The organism is Chryseobacterium aurantiacum (genome assembly GCF_003020585.1).
GTDB lineage: Bacteria > Bacteroidota > Bacteroidia > Flavobacteriales > Weeksellaceae > Chryseobacterium > Chryseobacterium aurantiacum.
In genome coordinates, this window is the sequence record NZ_PXUE01000003.1 from 267942 (window position 1) to 286439 (window position 18498).

The window sequence follows — 18498 nt, forward strand, 5'->3', positions numbered from 1 at the left end:
AATATTTTCTAAATAAGCTATCTTTGCATCATGGCGCAGAAAGAAACATTATCATCCCTTACCCACGGAAACTTTGCAAAAGAGCTATCTATTGCGGATGGAAAAATGCCTCCTAATGCAGTGGATTTTGAAAGACTTGTTGTAGGAACTTTTTTGATTGACAAAAAAGGTCTTGACCATTCCATTGATCTTCTTACCCCAGAAGTATTTTATGATCCTAGGCATCAGGTCATTTTCTCTACAATTCTGAAGCTTTATGAAGGAAACCATCCCGTGGACTTAATGACTGTTATTCAGAACTTAAAGAAAGATGATAAACTAAGTCAGGCAGGTGGTGATCACTACATCATTGACCTGACCATGGGAGTAAGCTCATCTGCCCATATTGAATACCATGTACGCGTAATTCTTGAAAAATATATTTTAAGAAGTCTTATTAATGTTTCCGCGAATGTAATTGACTCTTCCTATAAAGAATCAACAGACGTTTTTGAACTTCTGGACAAAGCAGAACAATCTTTCTTTGAAATTACTAACGGAACCATTAAGAAAGGTTTTGATACCGCAAATTCTTTGGTAAAACAAGCCATAGACACGATCAAATCTTTAAAGGACAAAGAGGGGATTTCAGGGGTTCCATCAGGATTCAGAGATATAGACAAAGAAACCGGCGGATGGCAGAATTCTGACCTTATTATTATTGCAGCCCGTCCGGCGATGGGTAAAACGGCATTCCTTCTTTCCATGGCAAGAAATATTGCAGTGGGGCACCAAATCCCTATGGCTCTATTCTCCCTCGAGATGGCATCTGTACAGCTTATCACAAGGATGATTGCTTCCGAAACAAAGATTTCATCTGAAAAACTTCGTAAAGGAACCCTGGATGATGAAGAATGGCAAAGACTTTTCTCCAATGTATCCGAGTTAGAAAATGCCCCTTTATATATTGACGAAACCCCTTCTCTTTCTATCTTTGACTTCCGTGCAAAGTGCCGAAGACTGGTAATGCAGCATGGAGTAAGACTTATCATGGTCGATTATCTTCAGCTGATGACAGCGGGAAGCAGTGGAAAAGGAGTTGGAAACCGTGAACAGGAAATCTCCATGATCTCCCGTTCATTAAAAGCAATTGCAAAAGAACTTAACGTACCGGTAATTGCTCTTTCCCAGCTATCGCGAAGTGTGGAAACCCGCCCGGGGAAAAGACCTCAGCTTTCAGATCTAAGGGAATCCGGAGCAATTGAGCAGGATGCCGATATTGTATCCTTTATCTTTAGACCGGAATATTATAAAATTACTGTTTGGGATAATGATGATGAGGGACAGGAAACTTCTACAGAAAACCAGGCCGAATTAATTATTGCAAAACACAGGAATGGTGCAACAGCAGATGTAAGATTATCTTTCTTAAAGCATTTTGCAAAATTTGGTGATATTGAGGCAGCCTTTGACAGCAATGCAGGAGGTGGCTATCCATCCAACTACGGTGAACCAAGCGGTTTTGACAAGATTAAAACAACCATCCAACCAGGAGCAGCATTTGATCTTCCGGACAGCTCAAAACTTTCAGGATCTTCTATGAATGATTTTGATGATGACGATGACTTTCCGTTTTAAGGCTTTAAAATCAAGACATTATCATAAGCATTAGGACACTTGTAGCCTTGTGGCTTTATTAAAGACAATTCATTTTTTATATAATTAAGTTTGAGAATCGAAATTTACACCGATGGTGCTTGTAGTGGAAATCCCGGAAAAGGCGGATATGGAATTCTCATGCGTGTTCCCGAAAAAAACTACCAGAAAACATTTTCCAAAGGTTTTAGAAAAACTACCAACAACAGAATGGAACTTCTTGCGGTAATCACAGCAATGGAGAAACTGAAGTCTGCAGAAAATGACATCCATGTTTACACGGATAGTAAATATGTTGCAGATGCCGTAAACCAGAACTGGATTGCAGGGTGGATTAAAAGAGGCTGGAAAAATGTAAAAAACCCTGATCTCTGGAAAAAATTCATTGAACTTTACAATAAACACACCCCTACAATGCATTGGGTAAAGGGGCATGCAGGACATTTTGAAAACGAGCTTTGTGATAAACTAGCCGTTGCTGCAGCGAGTTCTCCGGATCTTGATATTGACACCTATTTCGAAGGATTGGACAATAATTCTCTCTTTTAACCAATTAACACAATTCGAAATTTTACCGACTAACATTCGTTATTCCATCACAAGAAATACTGTTTAACGAATAATAATTAATTTTTTTAACAAAATTAACATTAAATACATATTTTTCAAATAGGATTTAATATCTTTACCTGATCCTAAATCCCAGTTAAATGAATAAAAATTTATTGTTTTATTTTTCAATTCTTTTATTCTGCCTATCCGAAAATTTTTTCGCACAGACCTATCAACTGACCGGAACACCTATTAATACTACTGGATGGACTGTAGTACCAAGCGCTACAACCAGTGGAGACTTTGTTATGTTGACAGATGATGTAGGAAATAGTTCGGGAGCAATAAAATTAAATGATCCCATCAATTTAAAATATTGTGATAAATGGAAGGTAGAATTTGATTTTAGAATTAATGGAAACGGCATACCCGGATTTGGAAAAGGAGATGGTTTTGCTTTTTGGTATTTGGCCAACCCTCCTATTACTAGTCAGCAGGGATCTGGACTGGGGATTCCGCAGAATGCCATAGGTTTTATGGTGGGTTTTGATATTTACAACAATACTACAAGCAGCGCAATGAGCAAGGTACATATTGCGTATGGGGTAGTTCCCAACACAACAGACACCAACAACATTGAATTTTTCAATACTGCAGGAAGCTCATTCCACTCACCGGATCTTAACTCTACACAATCTTTTATCGGGGATACCTATAAACATGTAGAAGTAACAGGCCAGGTTGATCCCGCCACTCCTACCAATTGGATTATAACGGTAAAAATAGATGGCAATACTATTACTTCTCAATCATTTGCCCCATCAGGAGGGGCTGCAACGATGACTCAGGGGTATTTTGGATTTTCAGCATCTACAGGAGGCGCCTCGGCGAGAAACTCCATTAAAAATGTAAAAATATACACTGACAAAGTTCCTATTTTACAAAATTCAACGACTCAATCATTTTGCCCCAATCCTACTACAGGATATGGGAATGTGAATTTAACAAGCTTTAATTCACAGTTTGTAAGCAACCCTGGAAATTACACATTCACATATTATCCTTTAGGCAGTTCTACTCCCATTAGCAGCCCTTCGAATTATCAATTTAATACCAATACAACAGTCACTGTCGTTATTAAAGATAATGCAGGAATTCTTTGTGACAATCCTGATGGAAAGATCCAGCTTGTACTGGCAGCATTCAAAGCAGAAGATAAAACTCTTACGGAATGTAATAATAACAAGGCAGGAACTGCCACTTTCAACCTCACCTCAGCAAATGTAACAAGTGTACCGGGAGTTACAAAAAAATATTATAAAACACTTAATGATCTGAATGCAGGAACCAATGAGATCTTGTATCCTAATAATTATCTTTCTGCTCCCGGAAGCGTTTATGTAAAAGTAACGACTCCTCAGGGATGTACGGGTACGGCAAAAATTAACCTTACTTTTTATTCTGATACCCCTGTAAAAGATGCAACTTTACAATCCTGCTTTATTGAAAGCAATATTTCAAATGCAATATTCAATTTAACCACTGCAGATGTAACTTCATTAACAACCGGTGTAAGTAAAAAGTATTATACTTCTGTAGAAAATGCCCTTAACGGAACCAATGAGATTTCCAACACTCTTCAATACACCTCAGTAAGTACTGTTGTATATGCGAAGGTAACGGATGCCAATGGATGTTTTGCCCTTGCCAAAATTAATCTAGTTGTTCTTCCCCCTGTTAAATCTACCATTCTAAAAGACAAAACCATTTGCATTGAAGAGAAAACAGATCTTGATGCCGGTCCAGGTTTTAGTGAATACCTATGGAGTACGGGAGCTACTACATCATCTATCAAGGATATAATTGTAGGAACCTATTGGGTAAAGCTTAAAACAGGAAACTGTATTACAACTCAAACTGTAAACGTATTACCATCTCCTAATCCTGTTATTTCAAATATTGATATCCATAATAACACCATTACAGTAAATGTAGCCGGGGGAACATCTCCGTATCAATATTCTCTAAACGGAACTAACTGGCAAGTTTCAAACACATTTAACGGTCTGGCCAGAGGAGAAGTAAAGGTTTTCGTAAAAGACTTCTACAATTGCGTTCCTGTTGAAGTACAAATTACGATACCCAACCTCATCAACGTGATTACTCCAAACGGAGACAATATCAATGATCAAATAGACTATTCTGCTTTGGCTTACAAAAGGAATTTACTATTTGTAGTGTATGACAGATATGGAAATAAAATTCATGAAGCCGGCAAAATAAGAAATTTCACATGGGACGGAATGGCCTACGGAAAAAGAGTTCCTACAGGAACTTATTGGTATACCATTTCCTGGAATGAAGACAACAAAAACAATACTGAAACTAAATATTCCGGTTGGGTATTGGTAAAAAACAGAGAATAAATAATCTCAGAAATACATCATTTATAAATGAAAGAGGCTCAATGGTTTTATCATCATGCTTCATACCAAGCTCATTATATAATAACATTAATAAAACTCATCAATGATTATATTTTAACATTTTAATACAAATAACAACTTCACAATCTTTCCACTATGAAAAAAAATATACTCTTTTTTTTGTTGGCTACTTTATCATGCCTCCCTGGAAAATTACTTTCACAAACGTATCAGCTTACCGGAAACCCTGTAAACACTACGGGATGGGATCTTGTTTCAGATGCCATTGTAAGCGGAGACTTCATCAGACTTACTACAGATCAAACCAGTCGATATGGAGCCATTAAGCTCTCCACACCCATCACCCTTAGCTATTGTGATAAATGGAAGGTGGAATTCGACTTTAGAATTGATGGAAACGGAACCACCCAATTTGGAAGAGGAGACGGATTTACATTTTGGTACCTGGCCAACCCTCCCACAGGATTTGTTTCCGGAGGTGGATTAGGAATTCCATCTAATGCCTCTGGCCTAATGGTTGGATTTGATATTTTCAACAATACAACAGAAGGTCAAATGAGTAAGGTGCATCTTTTATATGGTACCAATAATACAGCGGGTAACAATATAGAATACAATAATACCCCGGGAAGTTCATTCCATTCTCCTGATCTCTACTCTACCCAGCCATTCGTAGGAGACACCTATAAGCACGTGGAGGTAAATGGCGAAACTGACCTTAGCAATCCTACCAACTGGATTATCAAAATCAGAATAGACGGTGTACTTATTGTAGATCAATCATTTGCACCATCAGGAAATGCAATCGGAATGACACAGGGATATTTTGGGTTTTCTGCAGCAACAGGAGGTGCCAGCGCAAGACATTCCATCAAAAACGCCAAAGTATTTGTAGATAAAGTTCCTATTTTAAATAATACCATTACTCCTTTTGTGTGTACCAACCCCACCACAGGAAATGGCACCGTGGATCTTACTTCCTATAACTCACAGTTTGTAAATAATCCCGGAAATTACCTTTTCACTTATTATATATTAGGGGTTGCTACTCCTATCGCTAACCCAACCAGCTTTCAATATTCAGGAAACACTACCATTAAAGTGGTTATTAAGGATCCTACTTCAACTCTTTGCGACAATGGAGACGGAGTTATACAACTCAACCCAACTCCATTTGCCGCCAGTGATGCAAGCCTTATCGGATGTAATAACAATAATGCCGGCACAGCAACATTTGACCTTAATACCGCAGCAGTAACCACCCTGACGGGAGTAACCAAAGAGTTTTACCCAACCTTATATGACCTTAATGCAGGAACCAATCTGATTACCAATCCTAATGCTTATGCATCGGGACCTGCTACCATATATGTAAGAGTAACCACCTCACAGGGATGCGTAAGTACTTCCAAGATCACATTAAATATTCACCCTGTTGTTACCGTGAACGAGGTGGAACTAAGATCATGCTTCATTGAAAGCAATCCATCAACAGCTTCTTTCGATCTTACGGGAGCTGCAGTCACACCAACCCCTGTAGGTTTAACAAAAAAATACTACCCATCTTTAACGGATGCTGTTGACAACACCAATGAAATAACCAATGCTGCTAATTACATTGCGCCCAACGGTGTTGTTTATGTAAAAGTATTTAATTCAAACGGCTGTTATGCAATCGCTAAGGTAAAACTAAACGTATTAGCCCCTGTCCTGTCAAAAGTTTTGCAAAACCAAACCATTTGTATGACAGGTAAAACAACATTAGATGCAGGGCCTGGATTCAGTAGTTACCAATGGAGTACAGGAGCTACAACACAGATAATCAAAAATGTTGGAGTAGGTACCTACTGGGTAAAACTTAAAACCGGAGAATGTATTGCTACCCAAACAGTAAACATTTACCCATCTGAACATCCTGTAGTGTCCAACATTGATATTTCCGGAGGAACAGTTACTGTATATGTAAATGGAGGAACCCCACCTTATCAATATTCAATGGATAATGTTCACTGGCAGGATTCCAATGTATTTTCCAATGTTGCCAGAGGTGTAGCAAAAGTATTTGTAAAGGACCGCTATAATTGCGAACCTATTGAAATTAATATTACAGTCCCTAATCTAATCAATGTAATTACACCTAATGACGATGGTATTAATGATATTATCGACTATTCTGCACTGGCTGTGAAGCAAAATCTTGAAGTCAATATTTATGACCGATATGGCGTACAGCTTTTCAAAGCAGATAAAGCCAACGGATATAAATGGAACGGAACAGCTAACGGAAGAAGAGTTCCTACCGGAAATTATTGGTATTCTGTTTCATGGAATGAAAACAACAAACAGATCACTCCGGTAAAATTCTCAGGCTGGATTGTTGTAAAAAATAGAGAATAATCACTTTCTTATATATATTAACATGATCACTCCGATATTCGGGGTGATTTTTTTGTGGTAATTAAAAGGATATATTTCATTTAAAAGACTCTTTATTCATATTCAATCCTTAAATTTGTCCTATGAATTATTTGGAAGCTTTAAGCAGAAGATATTCTGTGAAAAAATTTAATAATCAAATCATTCCTCAGGAAACCCTTCATAACATTCTTGAGTCGGGAAAGCTATCTGCAAGCTCGCTGGGACTTCAACCCTATAAAATTATTGTTGTTGAAAGTGAAGAAATGAAGCAGAAGTTAATCCCTGCTTTTTATAACCCGTCTCAGATTTCCACCTGCTCTCATCTTGTGGTTATTATTTCAAAGAAAACAATAGAAGAGAATTATATCCATGGATATTTTAATCATATTTCTGAGGTAAGGGAAACTCCTTTGGAGAATCTTGATCCTTTCAGAAACAGCATCAATCAACATATCAATCAAAAAACACAGGATGAAATTTTCAACTGGGCAGAAAAACAGTCTTATATAGTATTGGCCAATCTTATGTATGCCGCTGCTATAGAGAATATAGACTCTTGCCCTATGGAAGGCTTCCGACAGGATCTGATAGAAGAAATCCTGAATATAAACTCCGAGACAGAAAAAGTAACCGTTACCCTCGCTTTAGGCTACCGTTCTGAGGAAGACCATTTTCAGCACATGAAAAAAGTAAGAAAACCAAACGAAAAATTGTTTAAATTTATTTAATATTAAACGATTGTACCTAAAGCAAGCATATGATAAAAGCGGATGTATTAGTAATCGGTTCCGGTATTTCCGGACTTTCCTATGCCATTAAAGTTTCTGAACAACTCCCTGATGCCAAAATAATCATCGTAACAAAATCTGACGAAGACGAAAGCAATACGAAATATGCACAGGGCGGACTAGCTGTAGTGACAGACTTTCAGAATGATAATTTCGAAAAGCACATTCAAGACACGATGCGCGCCGGAGATGGAGAAAGCAAACACGATGTTGTAGAAATGGTAGTAAGGGAAGCCCCTGCAAGATTCAATGAAATAGTAGAATGGGGTGCTCAGTTCGACATGAAGAACGGAAAATTTGCACTAGGAAGAGAAGGAGGTCACACTGAAAACAGAATCGTTCACCATAAAGACATCACCGGTTTTGAAATTGAAAGAGCGTTATTGGAAACCGCCAACAGCAGCCCCAACATTGAAATCCTTGATCATCATTATGTAATCGATATTATTACCCAACACCATGTTCCGGGACAAGAACTAAACGAAGGAGACATTCATTGCTATGGAGCTTATATTTTGGATGAAAAATCCAAGACCATCAAAAAAATCACCTCTAAAATAACATTGGTAGCCACAGGAGGCGCCGGACATGTTTATAAAAATACAACTAACCCTACCATTGCAACCGGAGACGGAATTGCTTTTGTAGCCAGAGCAAAGGGAAAGGTTTCCAACATGCAGTACTATCAGTTCCATCCAACAGCTTTATACAGCAAAATGGATGGGATGTTGTTCTTAATCTCAGAAGCCGTACGGGGAGACGGAGCAAAATTAAGAACAAAAAGAGGCGAAAAATTCATGCATAAATATGACGAGCGTGAAGAATTAGCATCTAGAGATATTGTTGCAAGAGCTATTGACGCCGAAATGAAAATTACCGGAGACGAATTTGTCGGCTTAGATTGTAAGGAAATGAATCATGAAAAATTCTTAGAACACTTTCCAAATATTTACAAGAAATGTAAGGATGAAGGAATTGATCCTTTCACTCAATTGATTCCTGTAGTTCCTGCCTGCCACTATTTAATGGGAGGAATTGAAGTAGACAGAGACGGACAATCATCCATCAGAAACCTTTTTGCAGTTGGAGAATGTACCAACTCCGGATTACACGGAGCGAACAGACTTGCCTCAAACTCTTTACTTGAAGGATTGGTATTTGGGCATAATGCTGCCATGAAGACCATGTCCTTATTAAATGAAAACAAATTCAACTTTGATGATCTGAAAGCCGTTCCGGAATGGGACGAAGAAGGAATGAAAATCATGGATGAAATGGTTATTGTTAGCTACCTTAGAAAACAGCTTCAGGAAATGATGAGTGACCTTGTAGGTATTGTAAGAAGCAACAGACGTCTGAATATGGCCCTGCAAAAGCATCAGGAAATTGCTGCTGCCGTTGATGAAATCTACCACTACTCCATCCTTTCTCCACAATTATCAGAATTAAGAAATCTTACTACCGTTGCCCACCTCATCATTACCCAATCTATGGAAATGACAGAGAACAAAGGAGCATTTTACAATAAAGACCTAGTCCAAAACATACAATAATGAAAAAACCAAGCTACGTTACCGATAAAGCATTAAAAACTTTTATAAACAACGCCTTAGAAGAAGATATTCAGGATGGAGATCACTCTACCCTCTCTACTATCCCAAAGGACCTTGAACAAAGTGCAAAGCTTTTGGTAAAACAGGATTGTATTTTGGCAGGCGTTGAACTGGCAGAAATTATCTTCACAACTTTTGACAAAAATTTAAAAGTTGAAACATTTCTTAAAGATGGAGATACCGCAAAAGTAGGAGATATAGCCCTTATTGTAACCGGAAGCGCAAGATCTATACTTTCTACAGAAAGACTTGTTCTTAACTGCATGCAAAGAATGAGTGGCATTGCCACCCTTACTCACGAATGGGATACCAGATTAATTGGTACAAAAACAAAGCTTTTAGACACCAGAAAAACGACTCCCAACTTCAGGATATGCGAAAAATGGGCTGTTGCCATTGGCGGTGGAACCAACCACAGATATGGTCTTTATGATATGATAATGCTTAAAGACAACCACATCGATTACAACGGAAGCATCACCAATGCCGTAAAAATGGCAAAAGATTATGTTAAAAAAAGCAAGAAAAAGTTAAAAATTGAAGTTGAGACAAGAAATCTTGAAGAAGTTCAGGAAGCCATCAATGCAAAAGTTGACAGAATCATGCTTGATAATATGGATATAAAGACCATGAAGCAAGCTGTAAAGATGATTAATGGTTCTTGCGAGTCCGAAGCTTCAGGTGGAATTACCCGTGATATGCTTAAAGAAATTGCCTCTACAGGAGTAACATTTATCTCTGTAGGCGCCCTTACACACTCGGCTGAGAATATCGATTTGAGTCTCAAAGCAGTGAAATAGCGTTGAATTTTTAATAAAAACACCCCCACTTTATTAAAAATTCAATAACATGACTTTTTTCATATAAAAAGTTGTTTTTTATCTATTTTACTAACAATCAGACACTTAATACTATTAAGACTGATTAAAAATTAACATTGAGTTAATAATAGTTAAAATTAATTTCGCGAATTTTGCAGAAAATTAAATCTAATTATTACTAACGATTATGAAATTAATCAACAAATCGATGTTATCTGCGGTAATCACATTATCTACAGCTAGCGTCTATTATGCTCAACAGGTTCAGGACACAGTAAAAACAAAGTCTACTGACATTGAACAAGTTGTAATAACTGGTGTTGCCGATATCGCTAAAGATAGAAAGACGCCAGTAGCAGTTTCAACAATTAAGGAAGCACAAATTGTTGAAAGATTAGGAAATCAGGAATTCCCTGAGATCTTGAACACGACACCATCAGTTTATGCTACTAAAGGTGGTGGTGGTTTTGGAGACTCTAAATTAAATATTAGAGGATTTAACCAAAACAATATTGCCGTAATGGTAAACGGTATGCCTGTAAATGATATGGAAGGAGGATCAGTTTACTGGTCAAACTGGGCAGGACTATCTGATGTAACTTCTGCTATGCAGGTACAGAGAGGTCTTGGTTCTTCTAAATTAGCTATCGCATCTGTAGGAGGAACTGTAAACATTCTTACAAGAGCAGCTGATAAAAAACAAGGTGGTATTGTATCTTTAGCAGTAGGGAACAATGACTATGTAAAGTCTCTTTTCGCTTACAATACAGGAAGATCTGAAAAAGGATGGGCATCTTCTTTCTTAATGTCCAGAACTGCAGGATCTATGTACGCTGATGGAACTAAGTTCGAAGGGTACAACTACTATTTCGCTGTAGGATATAAAAAACCAGGAGGTAACCATGAATTCCAATTCACTATTACTGGAGCTCCTCAATGGCACAACCAAAGATCATATGCCATTACTATTTCAGACTATATAAAATTCAACCCGGATAAAGACGGAACTCCAAATAGAAGATATAACTCAGACTGGGGATACCTTAACGGAGAACAGTACGGAACAAGAGTTAACTACTACCATAAGCCGGTAATGTCATTGAACTGGGACTGGACAATGAGTGAAAAGTCAAAGCTTAATACTGTATTTTATGCATCTTTCGGTAGAGGTGGTGGAACAAACACAACCGGTTCTGCTAATGGAAAAAGCTTAAACAGCTTCAGAGATCAAACAACAGGTTTATATAACCTTGGTGATCTTTATGCTGCTAACCAGGCTTCAACTCCGGACAAAGGTATTCTTATCAGAAATGCGTCAATCAACTCACACAACTGGTTTGGTGTAATTTCTAGTTTCAACCACACAATCAATGATAAATTTAAGTTCTCAGCAGGGGTTGATGCAAGATATTATTATGGTTACCATTATCAGGTAGTTACTGACCTATTAGGAGGAAGCGGATACCTTGATAAAAATAACAAAAACATCCCACCTAACTTGGTAACAGCTGTATCTAAACCAGAATCAAGCTGGAACCCATTTGGAGGTAAGGTTGATGACATGAACAACAGAATTGGCTACAGTAATGATGGTGAAGTACTTTGGTACGGAGCTTTCGGACAATTCGAATATACTAACGATAAAATTTCTGCATTCGTTCAGGGGTCAGTTTCCAACCAAGGTTTCCAAAGAATTGATAACTTCATTATAGACGGAGTTTCTAAGTCTAAAAAAGGAGAAATCATGAATACTAAAACAGGATTCAAAAACCTTTTTGGATATAACATTAAAGCAGGTGTTAACTATAACATCAACGAACAGCACAATGTTTTCGGAAATATTGGATACTATGAAAAACAACCATTCTTCAGTGCAGTATACAGAAGTAATGAAAATATTGTTTCTCCAGATCTTAAAAATGAAAAAATCTTTGGCGCAGAAATCGGATACGGATTCAGATCTTCAAACTTCAATGCTAACGTTAACCTATACAGAACTTCTTGGGATGATAGATACCTTAGAAGAACAGGTCTAAGAGATGTAGTAGCTGGAAAAACTGCCTATGTAGAAATGAACGGATTAAATGAAGTTCACATGGGTCTAGAAGTTGATGCAAGCTATAACTTAAACAAACTATTAACAATTAATGGTATGTTCTCTGTTGGAGATTGGTACTATAAAGGAAATGCTACAGCAACTCTTTTTGAAGACAGTACAAACTTGCCTCTTAATTTCCCAGGAAGTACAAGCAACGAAACTACTTTATACTTAGATAAAGTAAAAGTAGGTGACGCTGCTCAAATGACTGCCTCTTTAGGAGCTACAGTAAGACCTGTTAAAAACCTAAGCTTTGATGCGACATGGAGAAATACCAACAATCTATATGCTAGCTTAGATGCTTTCAACTTCAGAACTCAGGCTGCTGCAGATAAAGGTACACTAAAGTTACCAAGCTTTAACTTATTTGATGTAGGTCTTTCTTATAAAATTAACCTAAACAGTAAGCAATTCTTTACAATTAGAGGAAATGTATATAACTTGTTTGATGTAACATATATTGCTGAATCAAATACAAGTACACATGCTAATCTTACTGCTCAGGAATATGCAAACATTAAGGGAGTTTCTGTAACTGACCCTACTCTTGTTAAAGACTTTGCAGCTTACCAGGCAGCTGGAAACTACAAAGGAATCAGCCAGACTAACCAGGTATTCTTTGGATTCGGTAGAACTTGGACTGCAACTCTATCATTCAACTTCTAATTATCACAATATTAGATTTTATAAATATGAATCCCGGCTTTGAGCCGGGATTTTTGTTATCTTTGTGTACAAAAAAATAGAAAATATGGATTTTTACGGAATTTTGAAAAATGCCCACAAAGGATTCGGGTATCTTGAACTTCTTTTGGTGGCATTATTTATTATTGCACTTTTGGCTACTATGTTCGGTTTCAGTGGGAAAGTGAACAAGTTTTTAAAGAAAACTACCCTTTTCACAATGATCTTCTTCCACGTTCAGTTTTTAATAGGAATCATTATGTTGATAACTACTTTTACTGGAGGTCTAAATATGGGGGAAGTAATGAAGAATTCAGCATTAAGATTCCAATATGTTGAACATCCATTTTCTATGCTAATTGCAGCGGTATTAATGACGATCGTTAACAAAAAAGTAAAATCCAATGATACAATCTCCTTAGGAATTACCATTATGGGATTAATTGCGGTAGCATTATTTGCATTTGCATTCCCTTGGGTGAAAGTCTTTGGGGCATAAAATAGATAAAGAAATTATACATTATGCGTTATAATTTACAAATAGTTTAATCTTAAATTTTTAATTAAATCAATGAAAGTAGCTGTAGTAGGTTCAACAGGAATGGTTGGACAAGTTATGCTTAAAGTTTTGGAAGAGAGAAACTTCCCAATAACAGAATTAATTCCAGTAGCATCTGAAAAATCAGTAGGTAAGAAGGTGAAGTATAAACAGAAGGAATTTAGTATTGTAAGCATGAAGGACGCTATAGCTGCCAAACCGGATATTGCGATCTTCTCTGCCGGAGGTTCTACATCCCTTGAGTTTGCTCCCCTGTTTGCAGAAGTGGGAACAACTGTTATCGACAATTCTTCAGCTTGGAGAATGGATCCCGACAAAAAACTAATTGTTCCGGAAATCAATGCTGATGTATTGACCAAAGAAGACAAAATTATTGCAAATCCGAATTGTTCTACCATTCAATTGGTAATGGTTTTAGGACCATTGAACAAAAAATATGATTTAAAAAGAGTGATCGTTTCCACTTACCAGTCTGTAACAGGAACAGGTAAAGCGGCAGTAGATCAATTAAACGGAGAGATTAGCGGTGATGATTCTATCGCTAAGGTATATCCTTATCAAATCTTCAAAAATGCACTACCTCATTGTGATGTATTTGCAGATGATGATTATACGAAAGAAGAAATCAAGTTAATGAAAGAGCCGAAGAAAATTCTAGGTGATGATACATTCAACTTGACAGCAACAGCAGTAAGAGTTCCTGTTCAGGGAGGTCACTCAGAAAGTGTAAACATCGAATTTGAAAATGAATTTGAGCTGGATGAAGTAAGAAAGATCTTATCTGAAACCCCAGGAGTTGTGGTGATGGATGATGTTAAAAACAACCACTACCCGATGCCTTTCTATCTGGAAGGAAAAGACGAAGTCTTCGTGGGAAGAATAAGACGAGATCTGTCACAGCCCAAGACGCTCAACCTTTGGATCGTAGCAGATAACCTACGGAAAGGAGCCGCAACAAACGCTGTACAAATTGCAGAATACCTTGTAGCAAACAACTTAGTATAAACTAACAAAATAAAAAAGAGTCTCAAAATTGAGATTCTTTTTTTTATCAAACACTTTATGAATACCCCGAAAAACACCCATAAAGACAAAATAGGATTCCAAAAAATTATAGCGGCCTTTGGAGTAATCCTTTTTATTGGAAAAATCATTGCATGGAAATTAACCAATTCCGATGCTGTGTTCTCCGATGCCATGGAAAGTATCGTGAATGTCATTAGTGCATTTATGGGACTCTATTCCCTTCACCTTGCAGCAAAACCTAAGGATGATGACCACCCTTACGGCCATGGAAAAGTAGAATTTGTTACTTCCGGTATCGAAGGCGCTTTAATAGCCATTGCAGGGCTTATGATTATTTATGAGGGAATCCACAGCCTTATTGTAGGAAAAACACTCAGCAAGATCGATTTAGGAATATGGATTATTGCAGCTACAGCTGTAGTTAATTATCTTTTGGGTTATATTTCCATAAAGAAAGGAGAAAGAGAGAATTCCCTGGTATTGATCTCTTCCGGAAAACATCTGCAATCAGATACCATCACCACTCTGGGTGTAGTTATAAGCTTAGTGATTGTATATTTTACAAAAATATATTGGCTTGACTCTGCTGTGGCATTAATTTTTGGACTTTATATCATCTTTGTAGGCTATAAAATCGTTCGTAAGTCATTAAGCGGCATTATGGATGAACAGGATCCCGAAATACTAAATCAGATCATCAGAATCCTTGAAGAAAACAGGAGGACGGAATGGATTGATGTACACAACATGAAAATCCAGCAGTTCGGAGCCTCACTTCATATTGATGCCCATATTACTCTTCCTTGGTATTACAGCCTGCGGGATGCCCATAATGAAATGGAAAAAGTCATTCTTCTTCTGGCAAAAAATATTAAACGAAGTATTGAGTTCAATTTCCATATGGATGACTGTAAGCCAATATCATGCTCCGTTTGTCAGATCAAAGAATGTCCTGTTCGGGAAAAAGACTTTGTGAAACGTGTAGAATGGACTCCTGAGAATGTAACCAGTGTAGACAAACATACTATAGAGTAATCCAAAGAAAAAAAGAGAGCTGAGAAAGCAAAGATGTAGATTAACGATTTACATTGATTTGCTTTCTCAGCTTTATTTGTTTCCGGACTCTTTTTCTACCATCTGTTTTCTATAATAAAACATTGGAATAATTAATAATATAATCAAAGGCTGTATTACAAATCTTCTCATATAAAATGAAAAAAGATACCCAATTTCAAAATGGCTGTAAATACAATATAGATAAATAGATAAGGAAATTGCGAAAACAATGACCATCATAATCGCTCCCTGCATCGTCCATTGTCTGTTTTTAAACAATCCCTGAATAATCAGGCAGGAAAACAACAGATTAAGGAGAAACCTAAACAAATGTCCTCCAATTAATTTCCCCCATTCGAATAAGGGAAACTCAATATTTTTATTGGCTTCATGAAAATACCCAAGAAAAGGATCATAGAAAAGTTTTTCCTCTAATACTCTTATTCCTATCAATCCACAGATCCCGGAAATAACTAAAAGCCAATTAAGAATTTTCATGTTTTAAAGCAAAGAATTTAATCCAAACAAGCCAAAGCAGCACCACACTTCCATAGATAACAGCCGGAAAAACAAAGTCATGAAACATCTTTCCATACTCCTTATGGTCCACCATGACAATGTTCAGCCCTACTATCCGTAAAAGATTCATAATGTAAAGCAAAACCAGGCTTGCTCCTACAAAAACAAATGTCTTTGAACCTTTATAAAAAGCAAAAATAAAAGACACAAACAAAATGATAACAGAAATCGCATTGCAACCCTCTACCATTCTTGTTACATATTGATTCTTTACATAGAACCAAACCTGTTCATTTTTAACATCATTATAAAGCTTCGTAGGATACGCCATCACATTCTGTACAGCACTCACCTGATCAGCAATTATTCTGGAAAAAGGATCCAAACCGAAATCCTTATTGGTGTTCAGGTAAAATTGATAAGCAAAAAGCAACACCAGATAAATAATGATGAAGCGAAGTAAAATACCTAATACCGGCTTAAAGTCCTTTAGCATACTACAAAGATAAAAATTAGACTGTAATAACCTGAAATCGAAGCAAGAAACTTCAACCTCAAGACAAAAACCCTGTTACAAGAGAACAGAAACCACTATTGAATAACAAAATCTAAAAATTCACAATTTTTTTTTGAAACATCCATTATTAAACAAACTGAACCCAACATTTCAGTTGACTAAAAATTATCCCATCCTCTTTTTTAGGACATCTTAAAACTATCAGGATCCTTTATTTCCAACTCATGTTAAATTAGTATATTTGTTTCCATATTATGACTTCTGAAAACGCAAAAAGATTTTTTGAAAACCATATTGGTAAAAAATCCACTGAATTCATCACACTAGCCCAAAGCGGTTCTGCGAGGGTAAATTTTCTGGCCATAACCCCTGCTGAAAAATATATCATTACCTACAATGAAAATATCCCGGAAAATGAAAGTTTTCTGTATTATTCTCAGATATTCTCAGACTTAAGCCTGAATACACCTAAAATCCTATCTATTTCGGATGACAGGAAAATGTATATACAGGAATTTCTAGGAGAAAAAACCCTTTCGGAGGTAATTACAAAGCAGAATATTTCTCAGGAAGTAACTTCATTGGTACAGCAAACTCTGGAAAAACTTTTTCAACTGCAAATGAAAACCAATGGCAAAATTGATTTCTCAAGAACATTTGAATATGAAAGCTACGATGAATTACCCATCATTCATGATCTTTACTACTTCAAAAATTTTGTAGCAGATGTACTGGAACTGGAATACAACAAGTCTACCCTCCTAAAGGAATTCAAAAAAGTAGCCTCACTTGTAGAAAATCTGGAACCTAAAGGAATTATGATCCGCGACTTTCAGGCAAGAAACATTATGGTGAATGATAAAAATGAGGTTTCATTCATCGATTATCAATCAGCGATGAAAGGCCCTTTAATGTATGATGTCATCTCATTTCTTTTTCAGGCCAAGGCAGATTTTCCGGAAGACTTTAAAAATGAAATGCTGGATTTCTACATTCAATTATTTGAAAATCCAGAAATACAGGATCAACTAAAAAAATCGGTCAAGCCTATTCAGATGATGAGATTTCTTCAGGTATTAGGAGCTTATGGCTTCAGAGGGCTGATTCAAAGGAAACAACATTTTATGGCAAGTCTGGAAAAAGGAATTCAAAACATCACTCAGTTTGCCTTTTCATGGGAAGAAATGGATCATTATCCTGAACTTTTTAAAGTAATTCAACAGCTAGCTACAGATAAAACGAAACAAAAAATTGATACTATTTTAAAGTAAAAAAATAAAGAAAATGCTACACATCGACATACACAGTTTTTCATACAAGAAAGGAGGAATTCCTAAGGACGATTCAGGAAACGGAGGAGGTTTTGCCTTTGACTGCAGGGGAATTCTAAACCCAGGAAGAATTGAAGAATATAAAATCCAAACCGGAAATGACATTGGTGTTCAGGAATATCTTGAAACAAAAACTGAAATGCCTAAATTTTTAGAGCTTGTAAAGTCTATTGTATCCATCAATATTGACGATTATCTTGAGAGAGGTTTTGAGAATTTACAAATCAATTTCGGATGTACCGGAGGGCAGCACAGATCGGTATATTCTGCAATAAAAATTGCTGAATTTATCAAGGAAAAATACCCGAACGGAACAAAAGTAACCATCAATCATGATGAACAACCACAACTTAACATTAGTAATCAGTAATGAGCCATAAGTAATATCACACTTACTTATTTAAACTCAATACTTATCACGTATTACTCCTACC

At 36.7% G+C, this 18498-nt stretch carries 15 protein-coding genes; 13 read left to right on the forward strand and 2 right to left on the reverse strand.

Going from position 1 to position 18498, the window contains the following annotated elements; translation table 11 throughout:
* The first annotated feature begins 30 nt into the window (after nucleotides 1-30).
* The 11 genes from dnaB (at nucleotide 31) to C7D53_RS13445 (ending at nucleotide 15676) form a co-directional block, all read left to right on the forward strand.
* A complete protein-coding gene (dnaB, locus tag C7D53_RS13395; RefSeq protein ID WP_106916949.1) occupies nucleotides 31-1617 on the forward strand; it encodes a replicative DNA helicase in 1587 nt (528 codons plus the stop codon).
* A 90-nt stretch (nucleotides 1618-1707) separates the two neighbouring features.
* The gene (rnhA, locus tag C7D53_RS13400) at nucleotides 1708-2184 is read left to right on the forward strand and encodes a ribonuclease HI (protein WP_106916950.1); all 477 of its coding nucleotides are present in this window, start codon (nucleotides 1708-1710) and stop codon (nucleotides 2182-2184) included.
* A gap of 161 nt (nucleotides 2185-2345) precedes the next feature.
* Nucleotides 2346-4613: a T9SS type B sorting domain-containing protein gene (locus tag C7D53_RS13405; RefSeq protein ID WP_106916951.1), complete on the forward strand. Its 2268-nt coding sequence runs from the start codon at nucleotides 2346-2348 to the stop codon at nucleotides 4611-4613.
* A 156-nt stretch (nucleotides 4614-4769) separates the two neighbouring features.
* Nucleotides 4770-7031 (forward strand): T9SS type B sorting domain-containing protein, encoded by a 2262-nt coding sequence (locus C7D53_RS13410; protein WP_106916952.1) that lies wholly within the window; start codon nucleotides 4770-4772, stop codon nucleotides 7029-7031.
* Between the two features lie 122 nt (nucleotides 7032-7153).
* A complete protein-coding gene (locus C7D53_RS13415) occupies nucleotides 7154-7780 on the forward strand; it encodes an NAD(P)H-dependent oxidoreductase (RefSeq protein WP_106916953.1) in 627 nt (208 codons plus the stop codon).
* 29 nt (nucleotides 7781-7809) lie between these two features.
* Nucleotides 7810-9393 (forward strand): L-aspartate oxidase, encoded by a 1584-nt coding sequence (gene nadB / locus C7D53_RS13420; RefSeq protein ID WP_106916954.1) that lies wholly within the window; start codon nucleotides 7810-7812, stop codon nucleotides 9391-9393.
* Nucleotides 9393-10253 (forward strand): carboxylating nicotinate-nucleotide diphosphorylase, encoded by an 861-nt coding sequence (gene nadC / locus C7D53_RS13425; protein WP_106916955.1) that lies wholly within the window; start codon nucleotides 9393-9395, stop codon nucleotides 10251-10253. Before nadB ends, nadC begins: the two co-directional genes overlap by 1 nt.
* A gap of 208 nt (nucleotides 10254-10461) precedes the next feature.
* Nucleotides 10462-13038: a TonB-dependent receptor gene (locus C7D53_RS13430; protein WP_106916956.1), complete on the forward strand. Its 2577-nt coding sequence runs from the start codon at nucleotides 10462-10464 to the stop codon at nucleotides 13036-13038.
* 85 nt (nucleotides 13039-13123) lie between these two features.
* On the forward strand, nucleotides 13124-13555 hold the full coding sequence (locus tag C7D53_RS13435) for a hypothetical protein (RefSeq protein ID WP_076353121.1): 432 nt from the start codon (nucleotides 13124-13126) through the stop codon (nucleotides 13553-13555).
* 72 nt (nucleotides 13556-13627) lie between these two features.
* Nucleotides 13628-14620: an aspartate-semialdehyde dehydrogenase gene (locus C7D53_RS13440; RefSeq protein ID WP_106916957.1), complete on the forward strand. Its 993-nt coding sequence runs from the start codon at nucleotides 13628-13630 to the stop codon at nucleotides 14618-14620.
* A 57-nt stretch (nucleotides 14621-14677) separates the two neighbouring features.
* Complete coding sequence (locus C7D53_RS13445; protein ID WP_106916958.1) at nucleotides 14678-15676, forward strand: cation diffusion facilitator family transporter; 999 nt, start codon at nucleotides 14678-14680, stop codon at nucleotides 15674-15676.
* A 72-nt stretch (nucleotides 15677-15748) separates the two neighbouring features.
* Here the strand turns inward: C7D53_RS13445 and C7D53_RS13450 are convergent, their stop codons facing one another.
* Nucleotides 15749-16195 carry an exosortase F system-associated membrane protein gene (locus C7D53_RS13450; protein WP_106916959.1) on the reverse strand — a complete coding sequence of 149 codons (447 nt, stop codon included), beginning with the start codon at nucleotides 16193-16195 and terminating at the stop codon, nucleotides 15749-15751.
* Entirely contained in the window at nucleotides 16182-16712 is a 531-nt protein-coding gene (gene xrtF, locus C7D53_RS13455; RefSeq protein WP_106916960.1) for an exosortase family protein XrtF, read from the reverse strand. The genes C7D53_RS13450 and xrtF overlap by 14 nt, the downstream gene beginning before the upstream one ends.
* A 275-nt stretch (nucleotides 16713-16987) precedes the next feature.
* Between xrtF and C7D53_RS13460 the strand changes: the two genes are divergently transcribed.
* Together C7D53_RS13460 and C7D53_RS13465 are read left to right on the forward strand one after the other, a co-directional pair.
* Entirely contained in the window at nucleotides 16988-18004 is a 1017-nt protein-coding gene (locus C7D53_RS13460; RefSeq protein WP_106916961.1) for an aminoglycoside phosphotransferase family protein, read from the forward strand.
* 13 nt (nucleotides 18005-18017) lie between these two features.
* Nucleotides 18018-18434: a RapZ C-terminal domain-containing protein gene (locus C7D53_RS13465; protein WP_106916962.1), complete on the forward strand. Its 417-nt coding sequence runs from the start codon at nucleotides 18018-18020 to the stop codon at nucleotides 18432-18434.
* Nucleotides 18435-18498: the final 64 nt, after the last annotated feature.

Bases quoted from the DNA above. Each gene is read 5' to 3' on its own strand.
- C7D53_RS13460 (WP_106916961.1), top strand. From the start codon at position 16,988: ATGACTTCTGAAAACGCAAAAAGATTTTTTGAAAACCATATTGGTAAA.
- C7D53_RS13405 (WP_106916951.1), top strand. From the start codon at position 2,346: ATGAATAAAAATTTATTGTTTTATTTTTCAATTCTTTTATTCTGCCTA.
- dnaB (WP_106916949.1), top strand. From the start codon at position 31: ATGGCGCAGAAAGAAACATTATCATCCCTTACCCACGGAAACTTTGCA.
- C7D53_RS13410 (WP_106916952.1), top strand. From the start codon at position 4,770: ATGAAAAAAAATATACTCTTTTTTTTGTTGGCTACTTTATCATGCCTC.
- C7D53_RS13445 (WP_106916958.1), top strand. From the start codon at position 14,678: ATGAATACCCCGAAAAACACCCATAAAGACAAAATAGGATTCCAAAAA.
- xrtF (WP_106916960.1), bottom strand. From the start codon at position 16,712: ATGCTAAAGGACTTTAAGCCGGTATTAGGTATTTTACTTCGCTTCATC.
- nadC (WP_106916955.1), top strand. From the start codon at position 9,393: ATGAAAAAACCAAGCTACGTTACCGATAAAGCATTAAAAACTTTTATA.
- C7D53_RS13415 (WP_106916953.1), top strand. From the start codon at position 7,154: ATGAATTATTTGGAAGCTTTAAGCAGAAGATATTCTGTGAAAAAATTT.
- C7D53_RS13450 (WP_106916959.1), bottom strand. From the start codon at position 16,195: ATGAAAATTCTTAATTGGCTTTTAGTTATTTCCGGGATCTGTGGATTG.
- C7D53_RS13435 (WP_076353121.1), top strand. From the start codon at position 13,124: ATGGATTTTTACGGAATTTTGAAAAATGCCCACAAAGGATTCGGGTAT.
- nadB (WP_106916954.1), top strand. From the start codon at position 7,810: ATGATAAAAGCGGATGTATTAGTAATCGGTTCCGGTATTTCCGGACTT.
- C7D53_RS13465 (WP_106916962.1), top strand. From the start codon at position 18,018: ATGCTACACATCGACATACACAGTTTTTCATACAAGAAAGGAGGAATT.
- C7D53_RS13430 (WP_106916956.1), top strand. From the start codon at position 10,462: ATGAAATTAATCAACAAATCGATGTTATCTGCGGTAATCACATTATCT.
- C7D53_RS13440 (WP_106916957.1), top strand. From the start codon at position 13,628: ATGAAAGTAGCTGTAGTAGGTTCAACAGGAATGGTTGGACAAGTTATG.